The sequence below is a fragment of the Kitasatospora indigofera genome (genome assembly GCF_014655955.1).
In the GTDB taxonomy this organism is placed as follows: Bacteria; Actinomycetota; Actinomycetes; order Streptomycetales; family Streptomycetaceae; genus Kitasatospora; species Kitasatospora indigofera.
On the sequence record NZ_BNBO01000001.1, the window covers coordinates 98,396 to 125,207 of the forward strand.

General features: G+C 75.6%; 24 protein-coding genes. 12 read left to right on the plus strand and 12 right to left on the minus strand.

Annotation, left to right across the window (positions count from 1 at the left end; translation table 11 throughout):
- The first annotated feature begins 16 nt into the window (after positions 1-16).
- Together IE329_RS00425 and IE329_RS00430 are read left to right on the plus strand one after the other, a co-directional pair.
- On the plus strand, positions 17-1,381 hold the full coding sequence (locus tag IE329_RS00425; RefSeq protein ID WP_190208990.1) for a cobyrinate a,c-diamide synthase: 1,365 nt from the start codon (positions 17-19) through the stop codon (positions 1,379-1,381).
- 76 nt (positions 1,382-1,457) lie between these two features.
- Positions 1,458-2,474 (plus strand): hypothetical protein, encoded by a 1,017-nt coding sequence (locus tag IE329_RS00430; protein WP_190208702.1) that lies wholly within the window; start codon positions 1,458-1,460, stop codon positions 2,472-2,474.
- Between the two features lie 54 nt (positions 2,475-2,528).
- Here the strand turns inward: IE329_RS00430 and IE329_RS00435 are convergent, their stop codons facing one another.
- Together IE329_RS00435 and IE329_RS00440 are read right to left on the minus strand one after the other, a co-directional pair.
- Complete coding sequence (locus IE329_RS00435; RefSeq protein WP_190208703.1) at positions 2,529-3,002, minus strand: VOC family protein; 474 nt, start codon at positions 3,000-3,002, stop codon at positions 2,529-2,531.
- A gap of 224 nt (positions 3,003-3,226) precedes the next feature.
- Entirely contained in the window at positions 3,227-3,667 is a 441-nt protein-coding gene (locus IE329_RS00440; protein WP_190208704.1) for a DUF3574 domain-containing protein, read from the minus strand.
- A gap of 116 nt (positions 3,668-3,783) precedes the next feature.
- Between IE329_RS00440 and IE329_RS00445 the strand changes: the two genes are divergently transcribed.
- The 3 genes from IE329_RS00445 to IE329_RS00455 all read left to right on the plus strand — a co-directional run bounded on the left by IE329_RS00445 (position 3,784) and on the right by IE329_RS00455 (position 5,992).
- Positions 3,784-4,131 carry a hypothetical protein gene (locus IE329_RS00445; RefSeq protein WP_229927048.1) on the plus strand — a complete coding sequence of 116 codons (348 nt, stop codon included), beginning with the start codon at positions 3,784-3,786 and terminating at the stop codon, positions 4,129-4,131.
- Positions 4,132-4,692: 561 nt separating this feature from the next.
- Positions 4,693-5,583 carry a Bax inhibitor-1/YccA family membrane protein gene (locus IE329_RS00450; RefSeq protein ID WP_190208705.1) on the plus strand — a complete coding sequence of 297 codons (891 nt, stop codon included), beginning with the start codon at positions 4,693-4,695 and terminating at the stop codon, positions 5,581-5,583.
- A gap of 124 nt (positions 5,584-5,707) precedes the next feature.
- Positions 5,708-5,992 (plus strand): acyl-CoA thioesterase, encoded by a 285-nt coding sequence (locus IE329_RS00455; RefSeq protein WP_190208706.1) that lies wholly within the window; start codon positions 5,708-5,710, stop codon positions 5,990-5,992.
- Between the two features lie 213 nt (positions 5,993-6,205).
- Here IE329_RS00455 and IE329_RS00460 read toward each other — a convergent pair whose 3' ends face one another.
- Complete coding sequence (locus IE329_RS00460) at positions 6,206-7,267, minus strand: alpha/beta fold hydrolase (protein WP_190208707.1); 1,062 nt, start codon at positions 7,265-7,267, stop codon at positions 6,206-6,208.
- Between the two features lie 478 nt (positions 7,268-7,745).
- Between IE329_RS00460 and IE329_RS00465 the strand changes: the two genes are divergently transcribed.
- Positions 7,746-8,219: an SsgA family sporulation/cell division regulator gene (locus IE329_RS00465; protein WP_190208708.1), complete on the plus strand. Its 474-nt coding sequence runs from the start codon at positions 7,746-7,748 to the stop codon at positions 8,217-8,219.
- A 482-nt stretch (positions 8,220-8,701) separates the two neighbouring features.
- A complete protein-coding gene (locus IE329_RS00470; protein ID WP_190208709.1) occupies positions 8,702-8,860 on the plus strand; it encodes a hypothetical protein in 159 nt (52 codons plus the stop codon).
- A gap of 56 nt (positions 8,861-8,916) precedes the next feature.
- Here the strand turns inward: IE329_RS00470 and IE329_RS41770 are convergent, their stop codons facing one another.
- From IE329_RS41770 to IE329_RS00480, 3 genes are all read right to left on the minus strand, one after another.
- Positions 8,917-9,090 carry an alpha/beta fold hydrolase gene (locus IE329_RS41770; RefSeq protein ID WP_308438321.1) on the minus strand — a complete coding sequence of 58 codons (174 nt, stop codon included), beginning with the start codon at positions 9,088-9,090 and terminating at the stop codon, positions 8,917-8,919.
- On the minus strand, positions 9,030-9,812 hold the full coding sequence (locus tag IE329_RS00475; protein WP_308438319.1) for an alpha/beta fold hydrolase: 783 nt from the start codon (positions 9,810-9,812) through the stop codon (positions 9,030-9,032). The genes IE329_RS41770 and IE329_RS00475 overlap by 61 nt, the downstream gene beginning before the upstream one ends.
- Before the next feature lie 114 nt (positions 9,813-9,926).
- Positions 9,927-10,877 carry an RNA polymerase sigma factor gene (locus IE329_RS00480; RefSeq protein WP_229927049.1) on the minus strand — a complete coding sequence of 317 codons (951 nt, stop codon included), beginning with the start codon at positions 10,875-10,877 and terminating at the stop codon, positions 9,927-9,929.
- Positions 10,878-11,188: 311 nt separating this feature from the next.
- On the opposite strand from IE329_RS00480, the gene IE329_RS00485 reads away from it, so the two are divergent.
- The 3 genes from IE329_RS00485 to IE329_RS00495 all read left to right on the plus strand — a co-directional run bounded on the left by IE329_RS00485 (position 11,189) and on the right by IE329_RS00495 (position 17,494).
- Positions 11,189-12,631, plus strand: a complete 1,443-nt coding sequence (locus IE329_RS00485; RefSeq protein ID WP_190208710.1) for an aldehyde dehydrogenase — start codon at positions 11,189-11,191, stop codon at positions 12,629-12,631.
- Between the two features lie 181 nt (positions 12,632-12,812).
- On the plus strand, positions 12,813-14,366 hold the full coding sequence (locus IE329_RS00490) for an MDR family MFS transporter (protein ID WP_229927050.1): 1,554 nt from the start codon (positions 12,813-12,815) through the stop codon (positions 14,364-14,366).
- A gap of 338 nt (positions 14,367-14,704) precedes the next feature.
- Positions 14,705-17,494 carry a helix-turn-helix transcriptional regulator gene (locus tag IE329_RS00495; RefSeq protein ID WP_190208711.1) on the plus strand — a complete coding sequence of 930 codons (2,790 nt, stop codon included), beginning with the start codon at positions 14,705-14,707 and terminating at the stop codon, positions 17,492-17,494.
- 77 nt (positions 17,495-17,571) lie between these two features.
- Here IE329_RS00495 and IE329_RS00500 read toward each other — a convergent pair whose 3' ends face one another.
- Complete coding sequence (locus tag IE329_RS00500) at positions 17,572-17,817, minus strand: WhiB family transcriptional regulator (protein WP_229927051.1); 246 nt, start codon at positions 17,815-17,817, stop codon at positions 17,572-17,574.
- A gap of 728 nt (positions 17,818-18,545) precedes the next feature.
- Here IE329_RS00500 and IE329_RS00505 point away from each other — a divergent pair.
- Entirely contained in the window at positions 18,546-18,974 is a 429-nt protein-coding gene (locus IE329_RS00505) for an SRPBCC family protein (protein WP_190208995.1), read from the plus strand.
- Here IE329_RS00505 and IE329_RS00510 read toward each other — a convergent pair whose 3' ends face one another.
- The 5 genes from IE329_RS00510 to IE329_RS00530 all read right to left on the minus strand — a co-directional run bounded on the left by IE329_RS00510 (position 18,975) and on the right by IE329_RS00530 (position 24,392).
- Complete coding sequence (locus IE329_RS00510) at positions 18,975-19,784, minus strand: tyrosine-protein phosphatase (protein WP_190208712.1); 810 nt, start codon at positions 19,782-19,784, stop codon at positions 18,975-18,977.
- 245 nt (positions 19,785-20,029) lie between these two features.
- Positions 20,030-20,314: a hypothetical protein gene (locus tag IE329_RS00515; protein WP_190208713.1), complete on the minus strand. Its 285-nt coding sequence runs from the start codon at positions 20,312-20,314 to the stop codon at positions 20,030-20,032.
- A 197-nt stretch (positions 20,315-20,511) separates the two neighbouring features.
- Positions 20,512-20,814: a DUF3040 domain-containing protein gene (locus tag IE329_RS00520; protein WP_190208714.1), complete on the minus strand. Its 303-nt coding sequence runs from the start codon at positions 20,812-20,814 to the stop codon at positions 20,512-20,514.
- Between the two features lie 186 nt (positions 20,815-21,000).
- Positions 21,001-22,917 carry a hypothetical protein gene (locus IE329_RS00525; protein WP_190208715.1) on the minus strand — a complete coding sequence of 639 codons (1,917 nt, stop codon included), beginning with the start codon at positions 22,915-22,917 and terminating at the stop codon, positions 21,001-21,003.
- A 119-nt stretch (positions 22,918-23,036) separates the two neighbouring features.
- A complete protein-coding gene (locus IE329_RS00530; RefSeq protein ID WP_190208716.1) occupies positions 23,037-24,392 on the minus strand; it encodes a glycosyltransferase in 1,356 nt (451 codons plus the stop codon).
- Positions 24,393-24,608: 216 nt separating this feature from the next.
- Here IE329_RS00530 and IE329_RS00535 point away from each other — a divergent pair, with 216 nt between their 5' ends.
- Positions 24,609-26,702: a glycosyltransferase family 4 protein gene (locus tag IE329_RS00535; protein ID WP_190208717.1), complete on the plus strand. Its 2,094-nt coding sequence runs from the start codon at positions 24,609-24,611 to the stop codon at positions 26,700-26,702.
- Positions 26,703-26,812: the final 110 nt, after the last annotated feature.

Consider the following 26,812-nt stretch of genomic DNA (forward strand, 5'->3'; position numbering starts at 1 on the left):
CGCAGCCGTGAGCACCGTGAACATCCCCCGCATCGTCGTCGCCGCGCCGGCCTCCGGCACGGGCAAGACCACCGTCGCCACCGGGCTGATGGCGGCGCTGTCCGCCCGGGGCCTGGCGGTCTCGCCGCACAAGGTCGGCCCGGACTACATCGACCCGGGCTACCACTCGCTGGCCGCCGGGCGCCCGGGCCGCAACCTGGACGCCTGGATGTGCGGTCCGCAGCGGATCGCCCCGCTGTTCCTGCACGGCGCGGCCGGCGCCGACGTCGCCGTGGTCGAGGGCGTGATGGGGCTGTTCGACGGTGCCTCCGGGCAGGGCGAGCTGGCCTCCACCGCCCATGTCGCCAAGCTGCTGAAGGCCCCCGTGGTGCTGGTGGTGGACGCCTCCTCGCAGTCCCGGTCGGTGGCCGCCCTGGTGCACGGATTCGCCTCCTGGGACCCGGAGGTCCGGCTCGCCGGGGTGATCCTCAACCGGGTCGCCTCCGACCGCCACGAGCTGCTGCTGCGGGAGGCGCTGGAGGAGGGCTCCGGCGTCCCCGTGCTCGGCTCGGTGCGCCGCTCGGCCGCGGTCGCCACCCCGTCCCGGCACCTCGGGCTGATCCCGGCGGTCGAGCGCTCGGCCGAAGCCGTGCGCGCGGTACGGGACATGGGCGGACTGATCGCCGCCTCGGTCGACCTGGACGCGGTGCTGGCCCTGGCCCGGACCGCTCCCGCGCTGCCGGACGCCGCCTGGGACCCGGCCGCCGAGGTCACCCCCGTCGCGGGCCGGCGCCCCCGGATCGCGCTCGCCGCCGGCGCCGCGTTCTCCTTCTCGTACGCCGAGAACGCCGAACTGCTGGCCGCCGCCGGGGCCGAGGTGCTGCCCTTCGACCCGCTGCACGCCACGGAGCTGCCCGCCGGGACCGCCGGCCTGGTGATCGGCGGCGGGTTCCCCGAGATGTACGTGGCCGAGCTGAGCGCCAACACCGCGCTGCGCGAGGCGATCCGCGCGCTGGCCGCGGGCGGGGCGCCGGTCGCCGCCGAGTGCGCCGGACTGCTCTACCTGGGGCAGGAGTTGGACGGCCGCCCGATGTGCGGAGTGCTCGACACCGACGCACGGATGACCGAGCGGCTCACCCTCGGGTACCGCGAGGCGGTCGCCCTGCACGACTCCCCGCTGGCCCCGGCGGGGACCCGGGTCCGCGGCCACGAGTTCCACCGCACGGTCTGCGAACCGGGCGCCGGCAAGGAGCCCGCCTGGGGCTGGCGCACCCCCGCCGGGCCCCGGACGGAGGGCTTCGCGGCCGGCAACGTGCACGCCTCCTACCTGCACCTGCACTGGGCCGGGGCGCCGCAGCTCGCCGAGCACTTCGTCGCCGCGGCCGCCGGCGGCGTGAGCTGACCTGTCGTCAGACCGTGCGCCGGGCAGTCGTGCCGGGCCCTGTCCGCCGGGCGGGGGCCGCGGCTAAGCTGCGGCCATGATGGTCCGGGCGCTGCTGCGCTTCCTCGCCGTGTCGCCGTTCCTCGCCGCGGTCACCTCCACCTTCGGCTACGCGGGGAGCCTGCTGGTCATCCTGTCCGGCAACGAGCCGAAGCTCGCCGAGGACCTCCAGCGGCACCCGGAGGCCTGGGCGGGCGGCCTGCTGGCGCTGCCCGCCGCCCTGCTGATCGCCCACTGGTACCGGCCGGACCGCGGGCGGCGGCTGCCGTGGGGGCGACTCGCTGCCCGGGCCGCCGTGCTGTTCGCCGGCGCGACCGGCGGCGAGGTCGTCGCCTGGGCCTACGGCCTGCCGCTGTACAGCGCCGCCGGCCTCGCGGTGCTCGTCCCGCTGTACGTGACCGGGCTCTGCGTGGCCGGCTGGGGGATGCTGAACCCGCACCGGCACCGGAGCCTGCTGCCGGGCGCGGCGCTGCTCCTCGCGGGCTCCGTCACCGCCGTGGTGCTGCTCGACAAGGGCTCGGCGCCGGCCCTGTTCGCCTACTACGCCGCCCTCGCGGCCGGGGTGCTCCTGCTCCTCGCCCTGTGCCGGCTGGCCTGGGTCCGGCGGCTGGTCGGCCTGGCGCCGCTGCCCGCGCCCGCCCCCGACCTCCCGCCGGCGTACCGCCGGGGCCGGTGGCCGCAGCCGGGCGAGATCTGGTGGGCCGAGGTCCCCTTCACCGACGTCGCGGACTCCAAGGACCGCCCGGTGCTGGTCTACCGGCTGCTGCCCGACCACGTCGAGGTGCTCCGGAGCACCAGCCAGGACCGGCTGGACCGCCCCGACCACATCCTGCTGCCGACCGCCGGCTGGGACCGCCGTGCCACCCACGACAGCTGCCTGGACCTGCGGCTGCGGCAGCTGCCCCCCGGCAACTTCCGCCGCTACGCGGGTCCTTGCCCGCCGGGCGTGTGGGCCGAGGTCGGCAGCCGGGCGCTCGGGTACGCCGCCGTCCCGCGCCAGGCGCACCCGGGGACGGACGCGGGGCCCCCGCGGGCCGGCCGCGGGCACGGCTGACCCGGGGGCGCCTGACGCGCACGGGGCCGCCGGCACGAGGGCGCCGGCCGGGCCTCAGGGCCGGGCGTACGTCCGGGTGATGATCTCCATGTTGTGGCCGTCGGGGTCGGCGAAGTAGGCGCCCCGGCCGCCGAAGAGGTGGTTCACCCGGCCGGGCCCGGTGTGGTCCGGGTTGGCGTAGTAGGTGACCCGGAGCGACTCCAACCGCCCGATCACGACGTCGAAGGCGTCCTCCGGCACCAGGAAGGCGTAGTGCTGCGACTGGATCGGCTCGTCCCGCTGCCGGTGGAAGTCGAGCGTCACGCCGTTGCCCAGGTCGACGGGCAGGAACGGACCGAACGGGGCACCGACCGCCAGACCCAGGACCTCGGCGAGGAACTCGGCCGAGACCTGCCGGTCGGTGGCGTGGACGACGGTGTGGTCGAGCCGGACGGCTCCGCCGGGCGGCGTGGACGGGTGCTGCGGCTGGTGCGGGTGCGGCGGCTGGTGCTGCGGCTGGTGCGGGTGCTGCGGCTGGTCGGGCGACATGGGCGGACTCTCTCCGGTCTGGTTCCGTTGCGGACCAGGCGCCGTGCGGGCGCCTGCGGGGAAGACACGAAGAGGACAGGGCGGGGCCCGGGCCCGCCCCTGGCTCACGCCGGGGCCGGGCGCCCCACTCGTGCATGGCCCATGGCCGACCCGGCAGTCACGGGAACGACCCTAACTCCCGCCCCGGGCCGGGGCAACGCCGGTCCGCCGGCCCCCTCGACGGCTCAGAAGGCCGCCCGCACCGCGTCGTCCACCCGGCCGACCGCCTCCTGCTGGAACGCCGTGTCGTAGCGCCGCCGGATCTCCTCGATCTTCAGGTCCGAGGACCGCGCCGCCCCGCGCGGGTACAACAGGACGACGCGGTAGGAGCGTTCACGCTCGATCACCCCGAAGCGGTCCCGGTACTGGCCCCGGCCCTCCTCCACCGTCAGCCCCTCCGGGAAGCGCGGGGTCACCTCCGCGTCCAGGAAGGCCTCGAACTCCTGAGCGGTGACGGCCGCCCCGCCGTCCGGCCGCTCGGTGCCGAAGAGCAACTCGGTACGGGTGTACGCGTCCCGCGGCCCCACCGGCAGGCCGGCCGCCCCGGCAGCCACGGGCGCGACGGCGGCACCGGTGGCGAGCAGGGCCGCACCGGCGAGGAGGCCTGTCCAGATCTTGGTCTGCATGCCCGCCCCAACTCCCCCGGCGGGCCCCGCGACACGGGCGGGCCGCCGTCCGGGTGAGGGCCCGGGAGGCCGGGTGCCACGCCGGGCGGGCGTCCCGGAATGAGATCCTCTGGGGCATGGAACAGGGCGAGGTACTGAAGCGCGTCATCGGCATTCTCACCCAGGCGGGCGAGTGGCTGCACGAGCCGGACGGCGTACCGGAGGACGCCGCGGCAGAGGGCCCGGGCGTCGTGATGCAGCTGCTCAACGACGTGATGCCGCAGGTGACCATCCCCGGCGACGCCTCCGCGGAGGAGATCAGCGCGATCCTGAGCGAGGAGCTGGGCGGCCGCATCATGCAGCTCACCACCGCGTTCGCCATCGCGTTCTGGGAACTGGCCGAGGTGCACGACAGCGGACGCACCGACGTCACCGCGCTCGACGTCCTCCAGGAACTGGCGCTCCGCTCGGAGACGGACTCCTAGGCCGTGTCTGACAATTCGCGGCGGATCAGCGCGCGGCTCCCCCAGCCTCCGGCCGGGAGGGACCCCCGATCCGCGCCCGGCTGGGCGTGCGCCCGCATCGTCCTCGTACTTGGCCGTACTCGGGCGATTCGGGCGTGCGTCCACTGGGGGTACCTCCCGGCCGAAGGCTGGGGGCGGATGCCCGGCGTCGCGCGCCCGGCGGGAATTGTCGGACACGGCCCAGGCCTGCGACGACAGCCGACCCGCGTCCGCTGGACCCCGCGGGTGACCGGGGTCGCCGCACGGTGAGACGTGTGGGTGTCCGGCCCGGCCCGACCAGCTCCCGACGGCCCGGCCGGTGCCACAGGTGTGCGGGACGCCACCGGGAAGTGTTCACACGTGTCATGCTGGGAGCCGGACACGCTCCCGCGATCCGCGGGGAGGCCGGCGGTCCGGTCGGGCCCCGGGAACGCCCCGGCGGTGCCGGCGCGCACATCTGCGGATCCGCCCGGGCACGCTCCCACCCGCGCGGGGGCAGAGACCCGCGCACACCCGCAGAGTCCCAGGACAAGGAGATCCGACGTGACGGACGTCGAGCGGCGCACCTTGAAGAGCAGCAATCCGGTCCTTCCGCGGCACGGCGTCACTCGCCGGACCGGTGAGAAGACAGTGGCCCGGGGCCTGCTGTTGCAGCCCGCGGTCGGGGCGGACCGGGACGGCTTCGCCGACCCGTGGGCCCGCCAACCGCTGCTGGGCCTGCCACCGCTGACGGCAGGACAGCTGCTGACCTTCGACGCCGTGGTGGGCCGGGCGGCCGCGGCCCTCGCCGTGGCAGTGCTCGCGGCAGGCGCCGCTTGGAGGTGGCAACCGGCCGACGCCCGTACCGGGTACGCGCTGGCCGGCCTCCTCGGCGCGGTGGCGGTGCTGCTCACGGTGGCCCGGCGGCGCGGCAGGGCGCCCGCGCCGGGCCTGACGTTCGCGTTCGCGGCCTTCGAGGGGGCGTTCCTCGGCCTCCTCTCGGGCGCCGTCGCCCGCCAGACCTCCTCGGGCGCGGCCGTCCAGGTCGTCCTGGGCACGATGGCCGCGTCGGCCGGCGTCCTGATCGCCTACGGGCTGCGCCTGATACGGATGACTCGGCGCTTCCGGGGGTACGCGGCCGCCGCCGTGCTGGGAGCGGCCCTCCTCGCCGGCACGGACGGGCTCGTCGTCCGGGTGGCCGGGCCCGGCAGCCTCGGCCTCCACGGCGGGGAGGGCTGGGCGATCGGCGCCCTCTGCGCACTGGCGGGGATCCTGCTGGCCACGCCCGCCATCTCGATCCACGTGCGGCGGATCGAGGAGATGATCACCCAGGGCGTGCCGGCCCGCGCCTGCTGGACGGCGGCCTTCGGGCTGACCCTGACGCTGGTGTGGCTCTACGTGGAGGCGGCGCGGGGGCTCACCCTCGTCCCCGACGAGGACCTCCAGGTGTACTGACCCGCCCCTCCGGCCTCGGCCGCCCCGCGGATCCGCGCCGTGTGCCGCTCCGTGGCCGGGCCCGTACCGCCTTTCGACGCCCGGAAGTCCCGCGGCGTCACACCCTTCGACCAGGAGCACCACCATGACCGAGCAGCCCGACACCGCTTTCCGGAAGTCCTTCGAGGTCCGCTGGGACGGTGTGGACGTCAACGGCCATCTGCGCAACACCCGCTACCTGGAGTACGCCTCCACCGCCCGGACGGCCCTCCTGGCCGCCCACGGCTGGACCGTGCGCGATCTCCTCAGGGAGGGCCGCACCGCGGTCATGCCGGCCGAGGAGGCGCAGTACCTGGCCGAGGTCTTCCCGGCGGATCTCCGCACCGCCGGACCAGCTCCGGAAGGCTCTGGAGAGCCTTCGCACGGCTGACTACGTGCCTCTGGGCGCCGGGCGCTGAGCGACGGCGGGGGCGAAGCGCGTCGCCCCCACCGTGCCCGGCGGACGAGGCCGGGCAGGGTGCGGCCCGGACGTCACCTGTGGTGCCCGGTCTCCCTGGGGCATCGGCGCCCGGCCCCGCCCCCGGGCGGGGGAGTCATGAAAAAGAGGGGCCCGGCCGTGGCCGGGCCCCTCGGTGGTTCCGGGTCAGAAGTGGTCGACGTCCACGACGGCCTGGGCGAACGCCGTCGGCGCCTCCTGGGGGAGGTTGTGGCCGATGCCGGCCAGCGTGCGGTGCTCGTAGGCCCCGGTGAACATGGCGCGGTAGGCGGAGCCGTCGCCGGGTGCGGTGAACGGGTCCAGCGCCGGGTCGAGGGTGATGGTCGGCACGCCGATGGTCGGCTTCTGGGCCAGCCGGTCCTCGTAGCGGTCGTAGCGGCGTTCCCCCTCGGCGACGCTGAGGCGCCAGCGGTAGTTGTGGATCACGATCGCCGCGTAGTCGGGGTTCTCGAAGGCGGCCTCCGTGCGCTCGAAGGTCGCGTCGTCGAAGTTCCAGGTGGGGGAGACCAACTGCCAGACCAGCCGGGTCAGGTCGTGCCGGAGGTTCTTGGTCTGCATGGCCTTCTCGCCGCGCTCGGTGGCGAAGTAGTACTGGTACCACCAGGTGTGCTCGCCGGCCGGGGCGATCGGCTCCAGCTGGGCCGCGCGGTTGGTGATGAGGTAGCCGCTCACCGAGACCAGCGCCTTGACCCGGTCGGGCCACAGGGCGGCCAGGATGTCACCGGTCCGCGAGCCCCAGTCGAAGCCGGCCACCACCGCCTTGTCGATCCGCAGGGCGTCCATCAGGGCGATGATGTCCAGCGCGATGGCGGACTGCTGGCCGTTGCGGAAGGTCCGGGGCGACAGGAAGGTGGTGGTGCCGTGTCCGCGCAGGTAGGGCACGATCACGCGGTACCCGAGGCCGGCGAGCAGCGGGGCCACGTCGACGAAGCTGTGGATGTCGTACGGCCAGCCGTGCAGGCAGAGGACCACCGGGCCGCGGGCGGGCCCGAGTTCGGCGTAGCCGACGTTCAGCAGCCCGGCTTCGATCTGCTTCAGGGGCGGGAAGGTCGTGTGGGTGCCCGGCGCCACGGTCGGCACGACCGGGGCCTTTCCGGGGCGGCCCGGGAGGGGCGCGGCGTCGGCGACCCCTTGCAGACCGGTCAGCGAGGCGGCGGCCGCGCCGGCGCCCAGTCCCAGAGCCTTGTTGAAGCTACGCCTGTCGATCATGTGATGCCTTTCGTGTGATGCGGGGGTGCCCTTGGTACGGGGGCAGGTGTTCCCGGGACCGTCCCGGGTGCGACGGGCAGCGCCCGATCCGTGCCCCGCCTGGCGTACGGGGCCCCGGGGCGGACCCGGCGGCAGGCCGGTCCACCGGCCCGGCGCACCTCACTCTTCCGCCCGGGCGGGGTCGCGCCATCAGTCAGTTGACGGTCGGGCGCGGGCACCGTCTCTCCCGAGGGCCGGGTGGGCCGCCGGATGCCCTGCGGCCCGGAGCACCGGAGCCCCGCCGGGATGCCCACGGAGGCTCAGGGGCCGAGGGCAGGGCAGGGAACGGCAGGGCAGGGCAGGGAACGGCAGGGCAGAACCGCAGGGGCCGCCCGGGTATGACCTATGCGGGCTCATGGTCAAGTGACCGATGTCGCGCGCCGTTCCGGTGAGCAACAGTCAGGGCTGACGAAGTCGCTCTGCAGAAGGGGAACCCGCCATGGACGGCGAACAGTACGGGCTGCGGGAGCGCCGCACCGGGCCCCGGGACGTGCCGGTGCTGAACCTGCTGGTCAAGCGGGTGCTGGACGGCTACGCCTGGCGGCCCGTCCGGGCGGAGTTCCGCTTCGACCCGGCCACTCCCATGATCGTCTCCGTGACCCTCGCGCCGGCCCGCGGGCCGGGCGTCGTGTGGCGGATCGGCCGGGAGCTGCTTCACCAGGGATTGTTCGAGGAGAGCGGCGAAGGCCATGTGCAGGTGTGGCCCGCTCCGGGCCAGGAGGGCACGGCCGCCTTCCTCCTGCTGGCGTCGCAGCGCTCCAGCGCCGTGCTGGAGCTGCCGGTGCCGGCCCTGCTGAACTGGGTCGAAGCGACCTACGAGATCGTGTCGGCGCAGGCCGAGGGCGAGTCCCTGGACTGGGACGGATTCATCGCGGGGCTGCTCGACGACGGCCCCCGGCCGACGGAGGACTGACTGACTGACGGCCGGCCGGCCGGCCGGCCGGCCTGGCCTGGCCGGGCCGCTCCCGCTCGTCGCGCCCGGGTTCGACCGGGTTCGACCGGGCGGGCCGTTGCCGCCCCGGGCGAACGCGGGCGTTCGCGGAGGTGGGCCGGCACGCTGCGGACGGCCGCCGGCACCGCGCGCGTGCGGACCCTCGCGTCCGGCGCGGCTGGGCTCCCGCCGCTCACCCCGCGCCGGGCATACGTCGTTTGACCGGCGGCGGCGGGTGTGCGGACCGGTCAGTCATCCGACGGATGTGCGCGTGGTGCCCCGGCTCCATCCTGGAGGAGCGACAGGGCAGTTCGGCCCCCACCGCGGATGGGACGCGGTCCCGGTCGCGACCGCCGGCGGCGCCGCTCCCGGTCGGCGGACCCGGCTCCACGTCGTGCGCAGGCCGACGAGTGACGGCGCCCGCGCCCCGAGACCTTCCGCCGGCTGCTGAGAGGAACACCCCCGTGCCCAGGATCCCGTTCGTCACCGCAGGTTCTCCCGGTCAGGCCCGCGCGATCGTCGAGGCCCGTGCCATCGTCCAGGCCCGCGCGATCGTCGCGGTCGCCGTCCGGACCGTCTCCACCTCGCGCCGGCCCGACTGCACCGTCCGGGCCGGCGCATGAACGCGACCCGCCGCCCGGCCTTCCCGCCGCGTGCGGGAAGGCCGGGGGCAGGCTGCCTACGCGGCGGCCGACCGGACGAACGCCCGTACCGCGGCCGTGAAGACGTCCGGCTGCTCCAGGTGGCCGAAGTGCCCGCTCTCCTCCAGCACCGTCAGCCGGGAGTGCGGGATCAGCGCGTGGAGTTCCTCCGCCCACCGCGGTCCGCAGATGACGTCGTACCGGCCGGCCAGGACGAGGGTGGGAACGCCGAGCGGGTGAGCCGCTCCCGGTCGTCGATGACGTCGGGTTCGCCGTTCTCGTCCAGGGCGGAGATGTAGCTGCAGGTGACCTGGGCGCGCAGGTCGCGGAACTCGTCCTCACGGTCCCAGTAGTGGGCGAAGTAGACCGGCATCAGGGCCCGCAGCGCGTCGGTGATCTTCTCGTCGTCGGTGAGGCTGCCGACCGTCCGGAGTCCGTTCAGCGCCGAGGGCAGTCCGGGCCGCCCCGCGTTGCGGGCCGCGAACTCCTGGACCCGGGCACCGGCCTCGGCCATGTGCTCCGCGCCCGTCACCGGTGCGCTCTCGTACAGCACCAGACCGCGCAGCCGGTCGGGGTGGCGCAGCGCGAAGTACTGTGCGACGAAGCCCCCGTGGGAGTGCCCCAGCAGGAACACCGGCGGCACCGCCAGCCGGTCGATCAGGCTGACCAGGCTGCGTGCGGAGCGCTCGCGGGTGTAGCCGTCCGGGTGCGACGGCAGGCGCTGCGAACCGCCGGTGCCCAGCGGTTCGACGTAGACCATGGTCAGGAACTCCTCCAGGCCGGGTGCCCGGAGGTAGTCCCAGGTCACCCCCGGCCCGCCGGGCACGGCCAGGCAGACCGGCCCCGACCCGTACACGTGGTAGCGCTGCGTCAGGCCGTCCAGCAGGACTTCGTGGGCACCGGGGGACAGCAGGTCGGACGGTTGGTTCGTCATCGGGTTCCTCCATGGGCGTGCACTGCTGCGAACACCTGCAAGACGTCAGGTCCCGGGCGAAGTTCGACGGGGAGGGCAGTGATACGTGTCACGCTGCCGGCACACCTGCCGCGGTCACGGGCGGGGCGCGTGGAAGAGCCGCAGCTGGTGCATCCGGGCGCCCTTCATGGACATCAGCCACGCGACGGCCGGCGGGCAGTGGTCCGGGTGGTCCGGGGGGTTGACCAGGTCCATCTCCCAGATGACGGTGTCCCGGCCGGCGACGGCGCTCACGAAGCGCTGGCGTACCCCGGCCTCCAGGTCGTCGGCCATGCCCCGGATCAGGAAGTCCCGGCCGCCCACCCGCCGCCGGCCCGCGTAGTAGCCGACGTCCGCGGTCCACCGCTCGGCCGCGAGCTCGGCGAGACGTCCCTGCTCGGCCGCGGCCAAGGTCTCCGCCGCCGCCTCGGCGCTCTCCCTGGACAGGGCGCGGACGTCGGGGTGCGCCGCTTCGGCGGTCGCCGCCATCGCCGTCACCAGCCTGCTCCTGGCCTCGTTGAGCCTGCTGCGGACGGTGCCCACGGGCACTCCGTACAGCGTGGCCATCTCCTGGTAGGAGGGGGTGCGGGGACTGAAGTGCCGCAGCATCACCGTGGTGCGCAGCACCGGGGACAGCTCGTCGATCGCGCACCACAGCCAGTCCTGCATCGCGTGCCGGTCGATGACCTGTTCGGGGCCGGCTCCCGCCGTGAGCCCGGCCAGGCCGGCCGGGTCGGGCAGGCCGGGCAGGTCGGCCAACGGCACCGGGTGGGGCGCCGAACGAAGCCGCGTCCTGCAGATGTTGCGGACGACCGCCCGCAACCACGGGCCGACGGAGTCGGGTTGCCGCAGGTCGCCGATCCGCCGCAGCGCGATCAGCGAGGCGTCCTGGACGGCGTCGTCCGCGTCGGGGGAATTGCCCAGCAGGCTCATCGCCACGGCGCGCATCCCGGCCCGGTGCCGTTCGAGCAGTGCGCCGAGCGCGGCGATCTCGCCGTTGCGGGTGTCCTGGACGAGTTCCACGTCGGACGGATTCTCAGATGACACACTTTCCACCCACTCAGCGTAGACGTACTCGGGGGCACATGTGTGTCATCGGGCCCGGGACACGTGTGTCTGGAAGGAGCGCCCCGGTGTCGGCTCGTGCCGGTCCCGGGCCCCCGGGCCGCCAGAGAAGGCGCTCACCCACCCGCCCGGTTCGGGCCGTGCGGTCGAGGCCCGTGCCGGGCGGGCCGGGTGGAGCCATCAGATGTACCGCAGGGTCGACGGAAGGCCGGACAAGACCGGCAGCACCGTCGCAACTGCCGCAATAAGTGCTACATTGATGTGACAGAAACGAGAGAGTGCAGGAGAGGGACATGATCATCTACGACCGGCTCTTCATCGCGGGTGCCTGGACCGGGCCGAGCGACGCCGAACCGCTGGACATCCGGTCCCCGCACGACGGGACGGTGATCGGCAGGGCCGCGCAGGCCCGGCCGGCCGACGTGGACCGTGCCGTCGCCGCCGCCCGGGCCGCCTTCGACGAGGGCCTCTGGCGGGAGACCCCGCCGCAGGAGCGGGTGGCGGTGCTGCGGCACTTCAACGCGCTGCGGGAGAAGAACGCCGAGCGGATCGCCCGGCTGATCGCGGCCGAGAACGGCTCGGCGGGCTGGTTCACCCGGGCCGGCCAGTCGGGCCTGACCCGGCAGGCCAACGCCTACCTGAAGGCCGCGGAGGAGTTCGGTTGGGAGCAGACCCTGACCCCTTCGGACCCGGCCTCGCCGGTGCGGAGCGTGGTGCGCCGCGAGGCCGTGGGCGTGGTGGCGGCGGTGATCCCGTGGAACTCGCCCTTCTCCGCCGCCACCGCCAAGATCATCCCGGCGCTGCTGGCGGGCAACTCGGTGGTCCTGAAGGCCTCCCCGGAGAACTCGCTGAGCATGGGGCTCCTCGCCGACCTGTTCGAACAGGTCGGGCTGCCCGGGGGAGTGCTCAGCATCCTGCCCGCCGACCGGGAGACCAGCGAGTACCTGGTCTCGCACCCCGACGTCGACAAGATCGCCTTCACCGGCTCCACCCAGGCCGGCCGGCGGATCGCCTCGATCGCCGGTGAACAGCTCAAGCGCGTCAGCCTCGAACTCGGCGGCAAGTCCGCCGCCGTCATCCTGCCCGACGCGGACATCGCCAAGGCCGTCCAGGGCCTGAAGTTCTCCTCCCTGCTCAACAACGGCGAGTCCTGCATCGCACAGACCCGCATCCTGGCCCCGCGCAGCCGCTACGAGGAGGTCGTCGCCGGGCTCAAGGAGCTCGTCGAGTCCCTCAAGGTCGGCGATCCCACCGACCCCGGCACCTTCATCGGGCCGATGATCCGCCGCGACCAGCAGGAGCGCGTCCGCCAGTACATCGCCCTCGGCGTCGAGGAGGGCGCCCGCCTGGTCACCGGCGGCCCGGAGGTCCCGGCAGGGCTGGAGGACGGCTACTACGTGACCCCGACCCTCTTCGCCGACGTCGACAACTCCATGCGCATCGCCCAGGAGGAGATCTTCGGCCCCGTCCTGGTGGTCATCCCCTACGACGACGAGGACGACGCCGTCCGCATCGCCAACGACTCCGAGTACGGCCTGTCGGGCGGCGTCTGGTCCGCCAGTACGGAGCACGCGCTGGCGGTCGCCCGTCGCATCCGCACCGGCACGGTGACCGTCAACGGCGCGTCCGTCGGCTTCGACGGCCCGTTCGGCGGATTCAAGGCCAGCGGCACCGGCCGCGAGTACGGGGCCGTCGGCCTCGGCACCTACACCGAGTACAAGACGATCACTCTCTGAGGCACGAACCGCGGGCCGGCGGCGGCAGCCCGGCCGCCGCCCCCGTCCCGCGGCTCCCCCGGTACGGCGGAGATCACCCCCGCCCCTGCCGCCCCCGTCCCGCCGCCGTCACCGTCCCTGCCACCCGTACCGGCCGCCAAGCCGCGGCCCGGCGCGCCCCCGACCGACAGGATCACCTGCCATGCCCAAGGAACACCCCGCCCAGGCGCCCGGAACCCGCGGCGTCGGCGCCGCGATGAGCGCCCTCGTCCTCGCGGTGCTGCTCGCCGCCCTCGACCAGACCATCGTCTCCACCGCGCTGCCCCGGATAGCCGCCGACCTCGACGGGTTCGACGACATCGCCTGGGTCAGCGCCGGCTACCTGCTGGCCTCGACCGCCGTCACCCCGCTCTGGGGCAAGCTCGGCGACATGTTCGGCCGCAAGCGGCTCTACCTGGCCGCCACCGCCGTGTTCCTCGCGGCGTCCGTGGCCTGCGGTCTCGCCCAGGACCTGCCGCAGCTGATCGGCGCCCGGGTCCTGCAGGGCGTGGGCGGCGGCGGCATGATCGTCCTGACCTTCGCGCTGGTCGGCGACATCGTCGCGCCCGAACGGCGCGGCCGCTACCAGAGCCTGTTCGGGTCCGTGTACGGCGTCGCCAGCATCGTCGGGCCGCTGCTCGGCGGGGTCTTCACCGACCAGCTCTCCTGGCGCTGGGCCTTCCTGGTCAACCTGCCGATCGGCGTCGTGGCGCTCGTCGTCGCCGCCCGGGCACTCCCCGCGGGCGTCCGCGGCGCCAGGGCGCGTGTCGACTACGCCGGCGCCCTGGTCCTCGCCGCCATCGCCACCGGCCTGGTGCTGGTCACCTCGTTCGCGGGCCGCTGGGGCTGGACCTCCCCCGCCATCCTCGGCCTGACGGCCGCCACCGTCGCGCTCGCCGCCCTGTTCGTCCCGCTGGAGCGCCGCGCCGCCGCGCCCGTCCTGCCGGTCACCATGCTCACCTCCCGCACGGTCGTGCTCTCCTCGCTGATCGGCTTCGCGGCCAACGCCGCCATGTTCAGCGTCCTGGTGTACCTGCCCACCTACCTGCAGATCGTCGACGGCGTCTCGGCGACCCTGTCCGGCGTGCACATGCTGCCGCTGGTCGTCGGGCTCGTCCTCAGCCAGTCCCTCGCCGGGCGCTGGGCGGCGCACGCCGGACGCCTGCGGCTGATCCTGGTCTCCGGACTGGTCGTCAACCTGGCCGGACTGCTCCTGCTGTCCACCGTCGGCGCGGCCACCGGCACCGTCGTCATGAGCGCCTACTTCCTGATCACCGGGATCGGCATCGGCATGGTCCCGATGGTCGTGCTCACCGCCGTCCAGAACTCCGTCCCCGCGGCGGACATCGGCGCGGCGAGCGCCGTGGTCACCTTCGCCCGGTCGATCGGCGCCGCCTTCGGGGTCGCGGTCTTCGGCGCCCTGCTCACCGCGGACTTCGCGACCCGCACCCGCGACCTGCCGCGCACCGGCGGCTTCGACCCCTCGCGGCCGGAGTCCCTCGCGCAGCTCCCGGCCGCCGCCCAGGACCTCGCCAGGGCCGCGTTCGCCCACGCCACCGGTGGGGCCTTCCTCTGGATCGCCCCGGCCCTGGCGGCCGGCACCGTGCTCGCCCTGCTGCTCAAGCAGGGACGGGCGACCGCCGCCGGCCAGGCCGCCGGGGAGCCCGCCGGGGACCGGCCGGCCGCGAAGGCCGGCGTCCGGTCGCGGGCGGCCTGAGGGACGCGCCGCCCGTGCGGGGCGGACGTGCGGGGCGGACGGTCGGGCCCCGACCGGCCGCCCGGCAGGCGTCCCGCCGGCAGGCGTCCCGCCGGCAGGCGTCCCGCCGGCAGGCGTCCCGCCGGCCGGTGTCCCGCCGGCCTGGCCCGGAGGACCCCGGCCAGGCCCGCCGGGCCCCGCGACGCGCCCTAGACTGGCCCCTCGCGACGACGGATGAGACGGATGGGGCGCACGGTGGCAGAACGGGCAGCACACGCACCTCGGCCCGCCCCCGCCCCCTCCCGGCCGACGCTGTCCCGGCACCGGCCCCGCCGGGCGTGGCCGCAGGGCGGCCCCCGGTGAACCCCGCCGGCGCCGCCGGCCCGTTGGTCGGCCGGGAGCACGACCTGGCGCGCGTCACCGCCGGCCCCGCCCGTGACCGGGAGAGCGGCGCCCTGCTCCTGTCCGGTCAACCCGGCATCGGCAAGTCCGCCGTCCTGGAGGCGGCGGCCGGAGCGGCCGCCGCCGCGGGCACCCGGGTCCTGCGCGCGGCGGGGGTCGAGTTCGAGGCCGACATCAGCTACGCGGCACTGAACCAGGCACTCCTCCCGCTCCAGGACGTCTTCGACCGGCTCGGCCGCCACCACCGGGAGGCCCTGGACGTCGCCCTCGGGCTGGGAGCCGGGGCCCCTCCGGAGCGCTTCGTGGTCTGCAACGCCGCACTGTCCCTGCTCAGGGCGGCCGCCGTCGACGCCCCCGTGCTGCTGGTCGTCGACGACCTGCCGTGGGTGGACCGTGCCAGCGCCGCCGTCTTCGGATTCGTCGCCCGCCGGACGGCCGGCGCACGCGTCCGCTTCCTCGGAGCCGCCCGCACCGGCGCCGGCGGCTTCTTCGAGCACACCGGCCTGCCGGCCCACGAACTCTCCCCGCTCGCCCCCGAGGCGGCGGCGCACCTGGTCGACACCCGGTTCCCCGGACTGGCACGTCCGGTCCGCCGGCGCCTGCTCGACACCGCCCAGGGCAACCCCCTGGCGCTGCTCGAACTCCCCAACGCCCTGCGCCAGGACCAGCCGCGCTCCCGGGACGTCCCGCCCGCCATCCTGCCGCTGGGCGAACGCCTCCGGTCCCTCTTCCTCACCCGCGTCCGCGACCTGCCCGCCGCCACCCGCGACCTGCTGCTCCTGGCCGCCCTCGACGGCACCGGCGACCTCGCCGTGCTGTCCGCGGCGGCCCGCGAGAGCGACGCCGGCGCCGGGCTGGAGGACCTGGGCCCGGCGGAGGGCGACCAGCTCGTCCTGGTCGACAGCGGCTCCCACCGCCTGCTGTTCCGCCACCCCCTGGTCCGCTCGGCGGTCGTCGAGGCCGCCACCAGCAGCCGCCTGCGCGCCGCCCACCGCGCCCTCGCCCGCGTGCTGGAACACCGGCCGGTGCAGCGCGCCTGGCACCTGGGGGAAGCCACCCTCCGGCCCGACGAGGAGGTCGCCGTCCTGCTGGAGCACGCGGCCGGCCACATCCTGGAGCGCGGCGACGCGGTGGCCGCCATCGCCGCGCTCACCCGCGCCGCCGACCTCAGCCCGCTCGGCACCGACCGCGCCCGCCGCCTCGCCGAGGCGGCCTACGTGGGGGCCGAGGCCGTCGGAGCGCTGAGCAGCGCCGAGGCGCTCCTTGAGGACGCCCGGCGGGCCGATCCCGGCCACGGGGTCTCCCTGCGGGCGGCCGGCGCCGCCGTCCAGCTCCTGCTGAACAGCGACGGCGACGTGGCCACCGCCCACCGCCTGCTGGTCGGCGCCGTCGAGGCGGGCGGCCACGGCTACCGGGCCGACGACCCCGCGCTGCTCGACACCCTCCACTTCCTCATGCTCCTGTGCAGCTACGGCGGCAAGGAGGAGCTGTGGGCCCCGTTCCACGCGGCGCTGTCCCGGCTGCGGCCCGCCGCCCCGCCCCTGCTCGGCATCGGGGCCCAGACCTTCTCCGACCCCCTGAACGCCGACGGGGCGACGCTGCGCCGGCTCGACGAGATCATCGACGGCGTCACCGCCCGGACCGAACTCGCCGAGATCGTCCGCATCGGGGCCGCGGCGATCTACCCGGACCGGCTGTCGGCCCTGCGCGAGGCGTCCTGGCGGGTGGTCCGGCAGGGCCGCGAGGGCGGACCGGTGCGCCGCCACATCGGCGCCCTCCTCCACCTCTGCCTCGACGACTACCTGTGCGGCAGGTGGCAGGAGGCTGTGGAACTGTCCGACGAGGGCCTCGCCCTCTGCGCGGACTCCGGCTACAGCGTCTGCACCTGGTTCTTCCAGTTCACCAAGGGCCTCGTCCTCGCCTCCCGGGGCGACGCCGGGCCGGCCCGCGCCCTGGCCACCGCCATGACCGACTGGGCCGCGCCGCGCGGGGTGCGGATGAGCACGGACTGCGCCCGCCAGGTGCACCTGCTGGCCGACATCGCGGAGGGGGACTTCGACCGGGCCTTCGGCCACGCCGACGCCGTCAGCCCCGCCGGCCGCTTCGCCCCCCGCACCCCGCACGCCCTGTGGGTCTTCTTCGACCTGGTGGAATCGGCCGTGCGCACCGACCGGCAGGACGCGGCGGCGGCGCACGTCCGGGCGCTGCGGGGGACGAACGCCGCCGCCCTGTCGCCCCGCCTCGCGCTGCTGGCCGCCGGCGCGGAGGCGGTCGCCGAACCGGACGACCAGCACGCGGCCCGCCTCTTCGCGCGGGCGGTCGGCGCGCCGGACGTCGAGAAGTGGCCCTTCGACCTGGCCCGGGTACGCCTGGCCCAGGGCGAGCGGCTGCGCCGGGCCCGGGCCGTCTCGGACGCCAGGGCTCCGCTCTCGGCGGCCCTGCGGACCTTCGAGCGCCTGGGCGCGGCCCCGTGGGCCGAGCGCGCCCGCAAGGAGCTCCGGGCCGCGGGCGAACCGGTGGCGCTCCCGGACGGCCGGGGCGTCGGCGCGCTCACCCCGCAGGAGCGGGAGATCGCCGAGCTGGCGGCCACGGGCCTGACGAACAAGCAGATCGCCGAACGCCTCTTCATCTCCCACCGGACGGTCGGCGCCCACCTCTACCAGATCTATCCGAAGCTGGGGATCGCCTCCCGCGTCGCGCTCCGGGACGCGCTGGTCACCGAAGGCGTCGGCGAGCCGTCCGCCTGACGCCTCGTCCGCTCCGCCCCGGCCTCGCAGGGGCGGGCGGACCGGACGCCGGGCCACGGACCGCGCAGACCCGTCCCTCAGCGCCGCCGCGGGGCACGTTCCCGCTCGGTCAGGCCGCCCCACACCCCGTGGGTCTCCCGGGTCCGCAGGGCGAAGTCGGCGCAGGCGTCGCGCACCGGGCACCGCGCGCAGACCCGGCGGGCGGCCTCCACACGGCCCTGCCGGGCCTCACTCCGTTCGTCGGGCGGCGCGAAGAACACGGCGCTGTCCATGCCCCGGCAGGCGGCCGAACCCTGCCAGGCCCACATCTCCAGCGTGGGCACGACCGGCGGAGCGTCCCCGGCGTTCCGCCGGTCGCCGCCCAGGCGCGGGCCGCTCGGACGGCGGCCGACGGGTGCGGCCCCGGGCACCCCGCCCGGGGAGGCCGACGATCGCGGGCGGTCCCGTGGGGCGGCCGGTCCGGCCGGGGCCGGGGTTCGAAGAGGGGCGTGTCCGGCACTTCTGCCGGTCGTGGTCGGGGTCGTGGTCGCGGTGGGGCTCGCGGGTGTGGTGGCGGGGCGGGGCGGTGCGGTGGTCACGGATCCTCCGGAGGCACTGGCGGTGGACGGCCCGGGTGGCCGGGCGCCCGGCCCGGGCACCCGCCGGAGCCGGCGTACTTGGGCACGGTCACTCTCGCGCCGGGCCGGCCGCCGCGAATCCGTCAGATGACGGTCACCCGGCCGACGACGCCGGTCCACACGTGTGCACCCGTCACCTCGGCCGTCCTCCGGTGGAACGGAGGAGCGGCCCGAGCCCGCCGCGGCGGCGCCCCGCGAGGAGGCGCTCGCTGCGGCGGCGCCCCGGGGGAGGCGCCCGGCGCGGATCGGTCTCCGCGATACACCGGCGACGACGACCCCATGACTCAACCGCCGTCTGCGGTCAACTGACGGATGCGGCCGCCGCGGGGGGTGACCAGAGTGGGTGCGGCCGGGCGGAAGCCGCCCGCGGACAGATCTCAACCCTCGCGTCGCCCCGCATGGTCCGACGCGTGCCCACGTACCTGGAGACACCCGTGACCGTCGTGAACTTCCATCTCCTCTCCTCGCTGAGCCCGGCCGCCGTGCTGGAGGTCCTCACCGACTTCGGCCCGGCCAGGGCCGAGGCCTGGCCCACCATCGACGCGGACCACTTCGAGGTGCACGGCCTCGGCGAGGGCTGGGCCGAGGTGACCGAGGGCACCGCCGCCGCCTGGGAACGTGCCCGCTACGAGTGGGTGCCCGGGGGCCACGAGGTCACCATCACCACCCTGGACTCCAAGATCTTCGGGCCCGGGGGAGGGTGGGTGTTCCGGATGACCCCCGAGGGCGACGGGACCCGCGTCGACGTCCGGCTGACGAGGGAGCCGGGCACCTTGAAGGGCAAGATCCTGGCTTCGCTGCTCCCCGCGGTCGCCCCGTCGTCGCTGCGCAAGTCGTTCGCGGGCCCGCTGCGGGCGCGCTGATCAGGCCTCGGGGGCCCCTTCGGTGAGCAGCAGCTCCCGCAGCCGTCCCCGGCCCTCCGCGGTGAGGCCGAGGCCCTCCCGCAGGTAGGCCTCGGGGCTGCTCCAGTGCTCGCGCACCGAGTCCCAGGCGGCCCGCAGGTACTCGGGACGGGCCTCGAAGACCGGGCGCAGCAAGGTCCACAGCTCCGATCCGGGCTCGGGGACGGTGCCGTCGGCCCGCCGGAAGCGGTAGGCCTGGGCCGGGCCGTTGCTGGCCAGGTAGTCTGCCAGGATCGCCTCCTCCGGGACGCCCAGCGCCAGCAGGACGACGGCGATGGCCCACCCCGCGCGGTCCTTGCCGGCCGAGCAGTGGACGAGCGCGGGCAGCCCGTCCGGCTCGGCCAGCAAGCGGAGGATCAGTGCGTGTTCCCCGGTCCGGGTCACCACCCGGTCGCGGTAGGCGGCGATCATCCGGGCCTCACCGCCGCCGTCGCCGAGCGAGGACCGCAGGGTGGCCAGGTCGCCCTCCCGCAGCAGGCCGTGGAACTTCGCGCCGGCGGCCGGGTCGGTGAGGGCGATCGACCGGTGGGTGCTGCCCGGGACGGGGACGTCCCTGCGCTCCGCCCGGAGGTCGGCCGTCCCGCGCAGGTCGATGACGGAGCGCAGGCCGAGCCCGGCCAGCGCCGCCACGTCCTCGGGGGTCGCGTGCGCCAGATGCCCGCTGCGGAACAGCAGGCCGTACCGGACGGCCCGCCCGTCGGCGGCCGGCAGCCCGCCGACGTCCCGGAAGTTGCGGACACCGGTCAGGACGGGTGCGGTGCTCTGCTCCACGGCGGTGGCTGCCTTCCGGTGGGTGCGGCTGACCTCCGCACCCTACGGGCGCGGCCGCCCGCAGCGCAGCCGGAGCGGCTCCCGTTCAACGCTCGTCCCCGGGCCCGGACACGGGCCGGCCCCGCAGGTTCGGCTGCGGGACCGGATCAGCCGGGCGGCCGGACCGGCCGGGTGGCCACGTCTCCCGGCCTGCTCTCCCGGCCTGCTCTCCCGGCCTGCTCACCCGGCCATCTCACCCGGTCTGCTCACCCGGCCTTCTCGTCCGGGGCGTCGAGCCAGGCGCTGCGTGAGCCCTTGGCCGAGGCCGGCGCTGCCTTCTCGTACCCGGCGAGGGCCAGGCCGAGCCCGAAGAAGGTGGGTGCCCATTCACCCACGAAGATGCCCCACCGGTCGGCCCGCTCGACGCCGGCCTGTTCGGCCTTCATCGACGCGAGCCAGCTGACCAAGGACAGGCCGATGGATCCGAACGCCGCGGCGTAGGCCTGCTCGCTGGTCAGCCCGGCTTCGTGGAGCCGGCGGACGATGTTCATGATTCCTCCGAGGGTCTGCGGTGCGGTGACTCGCTGTTCCTCCAGCCTGGGAGCGTTGCCCGGTTCGCGTCACTCGCAGCGTTGGTGCATCGGCCGGTCGGCAGAAGCCCGTGACCGCCGGTGGTCGTGAACTCCTGGGGGCGACGCCAGCGGTGCGGGCGAGCGCGGGATTTCAGACCGGACGAACACGCGGGATTTCAGACCGGACGAACAGCCGTGAGCCGTCGGAAGACCAGCGCCAGCAGGACCGCGCCCGCGCCGGCGCCGGCCGCGGCCAGGGGCGCTCCCGGCGCACCCGCACCCGCGTAGAGGGCGCAGGCGCCGGTCAGGGCCGCCAGCAGCGAGGCCAGGGCCGCCAGGACGCGGGGCCGGTGGGTCATCCGCCTCAGGGGTGTGGCCCGGCGGCCGAGCAGCCGGTCCAGGCCGGGGGAGTCCTGCCGGAGATGCTGTTCGATGTCGTTCAGCAGCTGTCGCTCCCGGTCGGTCAGGGATGCGTCCACGGGGCTGCCACCTCCTTCGCCGGTCCCTTTCAGCTTCGGCCCGTCATGGTGCGGTTCCTGTCGCAGCGTTCGTGCATCGACCGGGCCGGTCGCCTGCCGTCCGGCCCGCCGTCCGACCACCTTCGGCAGCCGCCCGCGCGCGCCGGTCGGGGCCCTCGTACTTGACGGGACCGGTCCGCCCGTCGGTCAGCGGAGGAGGAAGCGACCCAGGACGAAGAGGAGGTAGCAGGCGAGTGCGGTCCGGTTGATCAGCACATGGGGCACGCCGATCGGTGGGCCGGACATCGCCTCGGCCGGACGGCGCCGCGGGCGGTGGGCGAGCACGGTGATCGTCCCGGCCACGGCGAGCGGGGTGTCCGGGCCGCCGAAGCGCCTCCCGAGTACGCGTGCGGGCCAGGTGTCCAGGTGGACCTGCCTGCCGTCCACACACTGGACGGTCAGCCGGCCCCGCTGGACGGCGGCCGCGTTGATCTCGGACCAGTGGAAGCGCCGCACCCGCAGCAGGGACGCGACGCTCAGGCCGTCCCGGTCCATGCCGATCTGCCAGGTGCCGGCGCCGACCAGGGTGACGAACGCGGCGATGCCGATGAAGAGCGGCTGGACCAGGCTGCGGAGCCAGCCCGCACCGGCGAGGGAGTGCACGCACCCGGCCAGCAGCAGCGCGGCCAGCGGACCGGCGGTGTACCGGAGGAAGGGCGGCATCCCGATCCGCCGGGCGGGCTCGGGCGGACCGTCCGGTGCCTCGGCGAGCAGGGCGGCGGCCTGGGCCGGGACGGCGAGCTCCTCCTCGCGGAAGCGCCGTCCGCGGCGGCGCGGCTTCGGCGCCGCGGGCCGTTCGTGGGCGACCACGGCGAGCCAGTCGGCGTCGGGCGCGGGCGGCCGGAGGACCACGAGTTGTGCGTGCGGGCCGTCCGGGCCCCGGTAGAGCAGGGCGGGAACGGACTGTTCGGCCCGGTCGAGGGCAGCGGCGGCGGCCTCCGGGGGTATGGACCGGGGGCTCCCGGGCGGCTCCTCCCGGCCGCCGCGTGCCGAACGTTCGGGCAACCAGCGCGGGCCTCCCTCGTCCGGCGCGCGCCAACGGGATGCCTCCCGAAGGCGCAGCCGCCAGAGGGCCGGCCCGGCGGGGCCGCCGTCGACCGGAAAGACCAGCAGGTCGCCCGCGCTGTCGGGCTGCACCAGCACACGCATCGCCGGTGCGGCCGGCCCGGAGAAGCCCCGGTGGCGGCGGACCGCGCCGGCGGCGGAGGCCGCCAGCAGGATGCCCATGGTGCCGGAGACCGTGGCGGCGGACAGCCAGCCGGTGATGTCGGGGGTGTCCCCGAGCACCTCGACGAAGCCGCGTCCGTCGGCGAGCAGCGGCAGGTGGTCGCCGGCCTCGGGGCTGTCGGCCCACCGGATCTCCAGCCGCGTCGTCCGCGCGGGCCCTCCGTCGGGCAGCCGGAAGGCCACCTCCGCGCTGCCCCGGTCGATGGCGAGCACGGTGCCCTCGACCTGGGTGGCCGCAGCCGCCCGCACCCCGGCATCGTGCCGGTCGATCGCGCCGAGGGCGACGAGGAGCACGCTCGCCGCGATCAGCAGCCCGGCCAGGCCTCTGCGGACCAGGGGCCGGACGGCCCCGCCACCCGGGAAGGAGGCTCCGGCCGCCGGCCACGGATAGGCCACGGGTGGCCCCATCAGCACGTCCAACCCCTGCCGGGACCGGCGGCGGATCATCCCGGCCCGCACCAGCGCGGCAGCCAGGAGCCCGTGCGCGACGAGGGAGGCGAGGCGGGTGGGCTCGTTCGGCAGCGCGCCGGGGAGCAGCCACAGCAGGGCACCGGCCACGGCCACCAGGAGGACGCCACGGCGGGCCCTCGCCAGCAGGACCATGACCTCGACGATGAGCAGCAGGGCCGCCACCGTCTCCTGCCAATGGTCCGCGGCGCAGTCGGCGGGCGTCCGGCAGGTACCGTCGGCGGTGGAGGCCATCACCACGATCGCCAACGGCAGGACGGCCGTCCAGCGGGACTCGAATCGGCGCCAGCCCCGCCCTCGGCGCCACCGGTCGGCGGCTGCGGCCGTGAGGCCGGGGGCGTCGGGGAACGGTGGCGGGGCCGTTTGCATGCGGTGATGATGTCAGCCGCGAACGCGTCCACGTCCGGCGGGGTTCAGCGGCCTGGCCGATCGCGACGAGCTCGTCCCGGACGGGCGGCGGGACGGCCGGCGTCCGAGGGCAGCACGGCTCAGGGGCGGGCGGGCATCTGCCGCAGGAGGCGGGAGGCCGCCCAGGCGGGGCCGAGCGGTTGCAGACGGGCGCTGAGCGCGGTGATGCCGTGGGCCTGTCCGGCGAGCAGGGCCGCGACGGTGGTGCCGGCGGCCTCCGGGGTGAGCGTGTTGGGGTCCAGGCTGCGGCCCAGGGCCGCGCGTTCGGCGTCGTGCGCGATGGCGAACTGGTCGCTGGAGAAGGGCAGTACCAGGGCGGGCACGCCGGCCCGCAGACACTCGGTGAACGAGTTGTTGCCGCCGTGGTGGACCATCGCGGCGGTGTGCGGGAGCAGTTCCTGCTGGGGGACGGCCGGAGCGATGTGCAGCCGCCCGGGAGACGCCGCGCGCAGCAGCGGGTGCGTCGTGACCTCGGTGACCCGGTCGCCGGCGGCGACGATCACGGAGGCCGGGGTGTGCCGGAGGATGCCGGCCGTGGCGGTGGCCAGGACGTCGTGGCGGGCGGACAGGAACGTGCCCAGGGCGACCAGGACGAGGGGGCGCCGGTCCGCGGACAACCGCGACACCACGGCCTGCCAGTGCTCGTCCAGCGGCGCGGGGGAGGGGTCGCCGGGCGGCACCAGGTGGCCGGCGTAGAGGGCCGGCGGGCCGGCCGGAGCGGGCGGAAGCCACGGCAGGCGCGGGTAGTTGAAGAGGACGGCGTGCGGGGAGCAGAGCGCGAAGGCGCGTTCGGGCTCCGGCCGGTGCGGGGCGTGGCGGCGGGTGAAGGCCCTGAACGCGCCGGTGAACGCGGCGTCGTTGGCCGCCGCCGCGGTGCGCAGCCGGTCGAGGTCCGCGGGAGCCGGGCGGAGGGCTTCGGGCCAGGCGTAGGGCAGCCCGAACCAGGCGTCGGGCGTGGTGGGCAGGTAGCTGGGGTGGCCCGGGCAGAAGGTGGCGTAGGGCAGGTCCAGGCAGTGCAGGGCGAGGGTCGCCGAGTAGGACAGCTGGTCGACCAGGTACCAGTCCGGGCGCAACTCCTCGTCCAGCACGGCGAGGTCGTGCAGGACGCCTTCGGGATCGGCGAGCATGTCGTCGCCGCGGTGGCGGGCCTGGGTGAGCAGGGTCGCGACCGGTCCGTGGTGGGTGGCGTCGAGGAATTCGCGCAGACGGCCGGCCTCGTCCTGGTCCTGCTCGGTGGTCTCGGCGATGCCGTGGTTGGCGTTGCGGGTCACGGCGAGTTCGGTGAAGCCGAGGCCGCTGCGGGTGGCGAGGCCGGCGAAGGCGGGGGTGCAGGCGAGGTGGACGCGGGCGCCCTGCCGGCTCAGCGCCGCGCCGACGGCGGCGAGCGGCCGGGCGTGGGAGTGGAAGGGCGGGCTGATCACGACGACGCGGGCCATGTCTTCCTCCGTCGGGGGCGCCGGTTCGTGTGCGGGTTCCGATGCGGTTTCCGATGATGCCAGGCTTCCGCGCCAGCCACGGGCCCGTGCCCGCGGCCGATCGCCTCCTGGTGGTCCTCCCGGCGGGTCGTGGCGGGCAGGTGCGCGGGATCCAATCCGGTCGGGCGTCGGTCTCCGAACAGTTCGGGACGTTCGGGCGGCTCGGGAGGAGGACCGATGACACAGCACGTCACGCCGGTCGTGGCACCGCCACGGACCGGTGACGCGGGTGGCGGGGCACTGGTCGCGTGGCGGAGGTTCCACCTGGCCCGGGACGCCGGGGCGGTCGGCGAGGACATCGGCGCGGTCACCGACGGTGATCTGCTCGGACGGATGGCGCGGGCGGAGTACGGAGCCCCGTGGGTCCCCCCGGACGTGCTGCTGCCGGGCGCCGACCGGCGGGCTGCGCGGCTCCGCCGGCTGGCCCGGCGTGAACGGCCCGTGCCTGCGTGGGTGGTTGCCGCCGCGGCGGCGGAGCCCGGTACGGAGGACCGGGAGTGGACGGCGCTCGCGGAGGCCTGGGAGCACAGCACCGGTCCCGACGCCGGGCTGAGTGCGACGGCGGAGATCCGTCGACGGCTGCTGGCGGCACCTGGCCCGGCGGAGACGGCGTTCCTGCTGGACACGGCGGACGCCAACAGGCTCAGGCCGCTCTCGGCCCGGGAGGCGGGCAGGCTGAGGCCCGCCGGACGGGCCCAGGTACACGCGCGGTGGCGGTACCTGTCGGGAGTGCCGGGAGGGGAGCTGGCGCTGCCCGGCCCCGGCACGGGGCGTGACGCCTACGAGCGGCTCCTGATCGCCGCCTGTTGGGACCGGGCACGGCCCGGGACGCCGTCGGGCCAACCGTTCAGGGCCGCGTTCGAGGCCCTGGACCAGCCTTTCCGAGGGGCCCCGGTGGTCGTGCAGTCGATGCTGCTGGGCCGCCTGGAGGAACCGGGCGCCGGACTCAGCGGCGGCATGAGCGTGCTGCTGACCGGACTCGGCGAGGCCCTCACGGACGGCGCCGGCGTCGCACGAGTCCTCACGCTGGCCACCGCCCGGCCCGCCGAGACCGAACGCGGCGACCTGGTGGGCCGGTTGGGTCCGGCGCACCTGCTGGTGCGACTGCCCGTGGACCTGCCGGGCCCGCTCGATCCCGGCAACGCCGCCGCGCACCGGGCGGCGCTGGCCTGGTGGACGGCCCGGATCTTCCGACTGCCGGGCGCCCGGCCGCACCTGGTGCACGTCAGGTTCGCCGACGACGCCTCGCTCGCCGTCGCCCATGCCGCCCGCCGCCACGGCGCGAAGCTCGCGTTCACGGTCACCCCCGACCCGCACCGGACGATGGCCGAGCGGTACGCGGGGCTGCCGCCGGAGCGGACCGGCGAAGCGGGCCGCGCGCTGCGCCTGGACCTGCACCGGATCTTCGTCGCCGACCGTCTGGTGGCCCGCGCCGACCTGCTGGTGGCCATGCCGGGGCGTGGCGGGGCGGCTGAACTGCACGATCACTTCCCGCAGTTGGAGGGCCGTGCGGTCCACACCCAGCCGGAGGGCATCGCGCCCTTCCGGCCCGCCCCGGAGGACGGCGCGACGGCGGGGGAGTTGCTGGCACGGCTGTTCGACGGCGGTGGGCGTCCGGACGGCCTGGACGCGGCCGACCGCGGGCTTCCGCTGCTGCTCTGCGTGGGACGGCTCCACCCTGTCAAACAGCAGGAGCAGCTCGTCCGGGCCTGGCTGCTCGCCGGCCTGCACCGTCGCACCACCCTGTTGCTGGTCGGCGGGTCGCCCGGCGACGCGACCACGGTGGAGGCGACGGTGCGCGGGCGGGTGGCGGAGCTGCTGGCGACGGACCCGGTCGCGCGAAGGCGGGCGGCCCTGTGGCCCGCGCTGTCCAACCGGCAGGTGCGGGTCCTGGAAAGGGCGTTGGCGCAGGGCCGGGCGGGTCCGGCGCTGTACGTGTGCCCCAGCGCGAAGGAGGAGTTCGGCCTGGCGGTCCTGGAGGCGATGGAGGCGGGCCTGCCGGTGGCCGCCCCACGGCGCGGCGGAGCCTCCCACTACCTGCGCGACGGCGTCAACGGGCGGCTGCTGGCCACCGAGTCGGTGCAGGGGCTGGCCGACGGCCTGCGTTCCCTCGTGGGCACCCCCGCGTCCGAGCTGGCATCGATGGCGACTGCCGGGGCGGCAACGGTCCGTGAGCGGTTCGGCATCGACGCCATGGCCGCGTCCCTGGCGGACGCCTACCGGGACGTCTGCCGGGACGCCTGCCGGCCGGACCGGCAGGGCTCAGGGTGACGCCGGCCGGTGCGGCCGGCGCGGTTCCGTTTCCCGGTGTGCTCGGAAGGCCCGGTGCGCCTGGTGCGCCCGGTGCCCGCGGGGTCAGGCCGGTGCCCGCCGGGTCAGGC

Coding starts and splice junctions, on each gene's coding strand:
- IE329_RS00445 (WP_229927048.1), top strand. CDS start 3,784: ATGGAACAGGGCGAGGTACTGAAGCGCGTCATCGGCATTCTCACCCAG.
- IE329_RS00455 (WP_190208706.1), top strand. CDS start 5,708: ATGACCGAGCAGCCCGACACCGCTTTCCGGAAGTCCTTCGAGGTCCGC.
- IE329_RS00465 (WP_190208708.1), top strand. CDS start 7,746: ATGGACGGCGAACAGTACGGGCTGCGGGAGCGCCGCACCGGGCCCCGG.
- IE329_RS00435 (WP_190208703.1), bottom strand. CDS start 3,002: ATGTCGCCCGACCAGCCGCAGCACCCGCACCAGCCGCAGCACCAGCCG.
- IE329_RS00515 (WP_190208713.1), bottom strand. CDS start 20,314: ATGAACATCGTCCGCCGGCTCCACGAAGCCGGGCTGACCAGCGAGCAG.
- IE329_RS00460 (WP_190208707.1), bottom strand. CDS start 7,267: ATGATCGACAGGCGTAGCTTCAACAAGGCTCTGGGACTGGGCGCCGGC.
- IE329_RS00490 (WP_229927050.1), top strand. CDS start 12,813: ATGCCCAAGGAACACCCCGCCCAGGCGCCCGGAACCCGCGGCGTCGGC.
- IE329_RS00430 (WP_190208702.1), top strand. CDS start 1,458: ATGATGGTCCGGGCGCTGCTGCGCTTCCTCGCCGTGTCGCCGTTCCTC.
- IE329_RS00440 (WP_190208704.1), bottom strand. CDS start 3,667: ATGCAGACCAAGATCTGGACAGGCCTCCTCGCCGGTGCGGCCCTGCTC.
- IE329_RS00485 (WP_190208710.1), top strand. CDS start 11,189: ATGATCATCTACGACCGGCTCTTCATCGCGGGTGCCTGGACCGGGCCG.
- IE329_RS00525 (WP_190208715.1), bottom strand. CDS start 22,917: ATGCAAACGGCCCCGCCACCGTTCCCCGACGCCCCCGGCCTCACGGCC.
- IE329_RS00530 (WP_190208716.1), bottom strand. CDS start 24,392: ATGGCCCGCGTCGTCGTGATCAGCCCGCCCTTCCACTCCCACGCCCGG.
- IE329_RS00475 (WP_308438319.1), bottom strand. CDS start 9,812: ATGACGAACCAACCGTCCGACCTGCTGTCCCCCGGTGCCCACGAAGTC.
- IE329_RS00535 (WP_190208717.1), top strand. CDS start 24,609: ATGACACAGCACGTCACGCCGGTCGTGGCACCGCCACGGACCGGTGAC.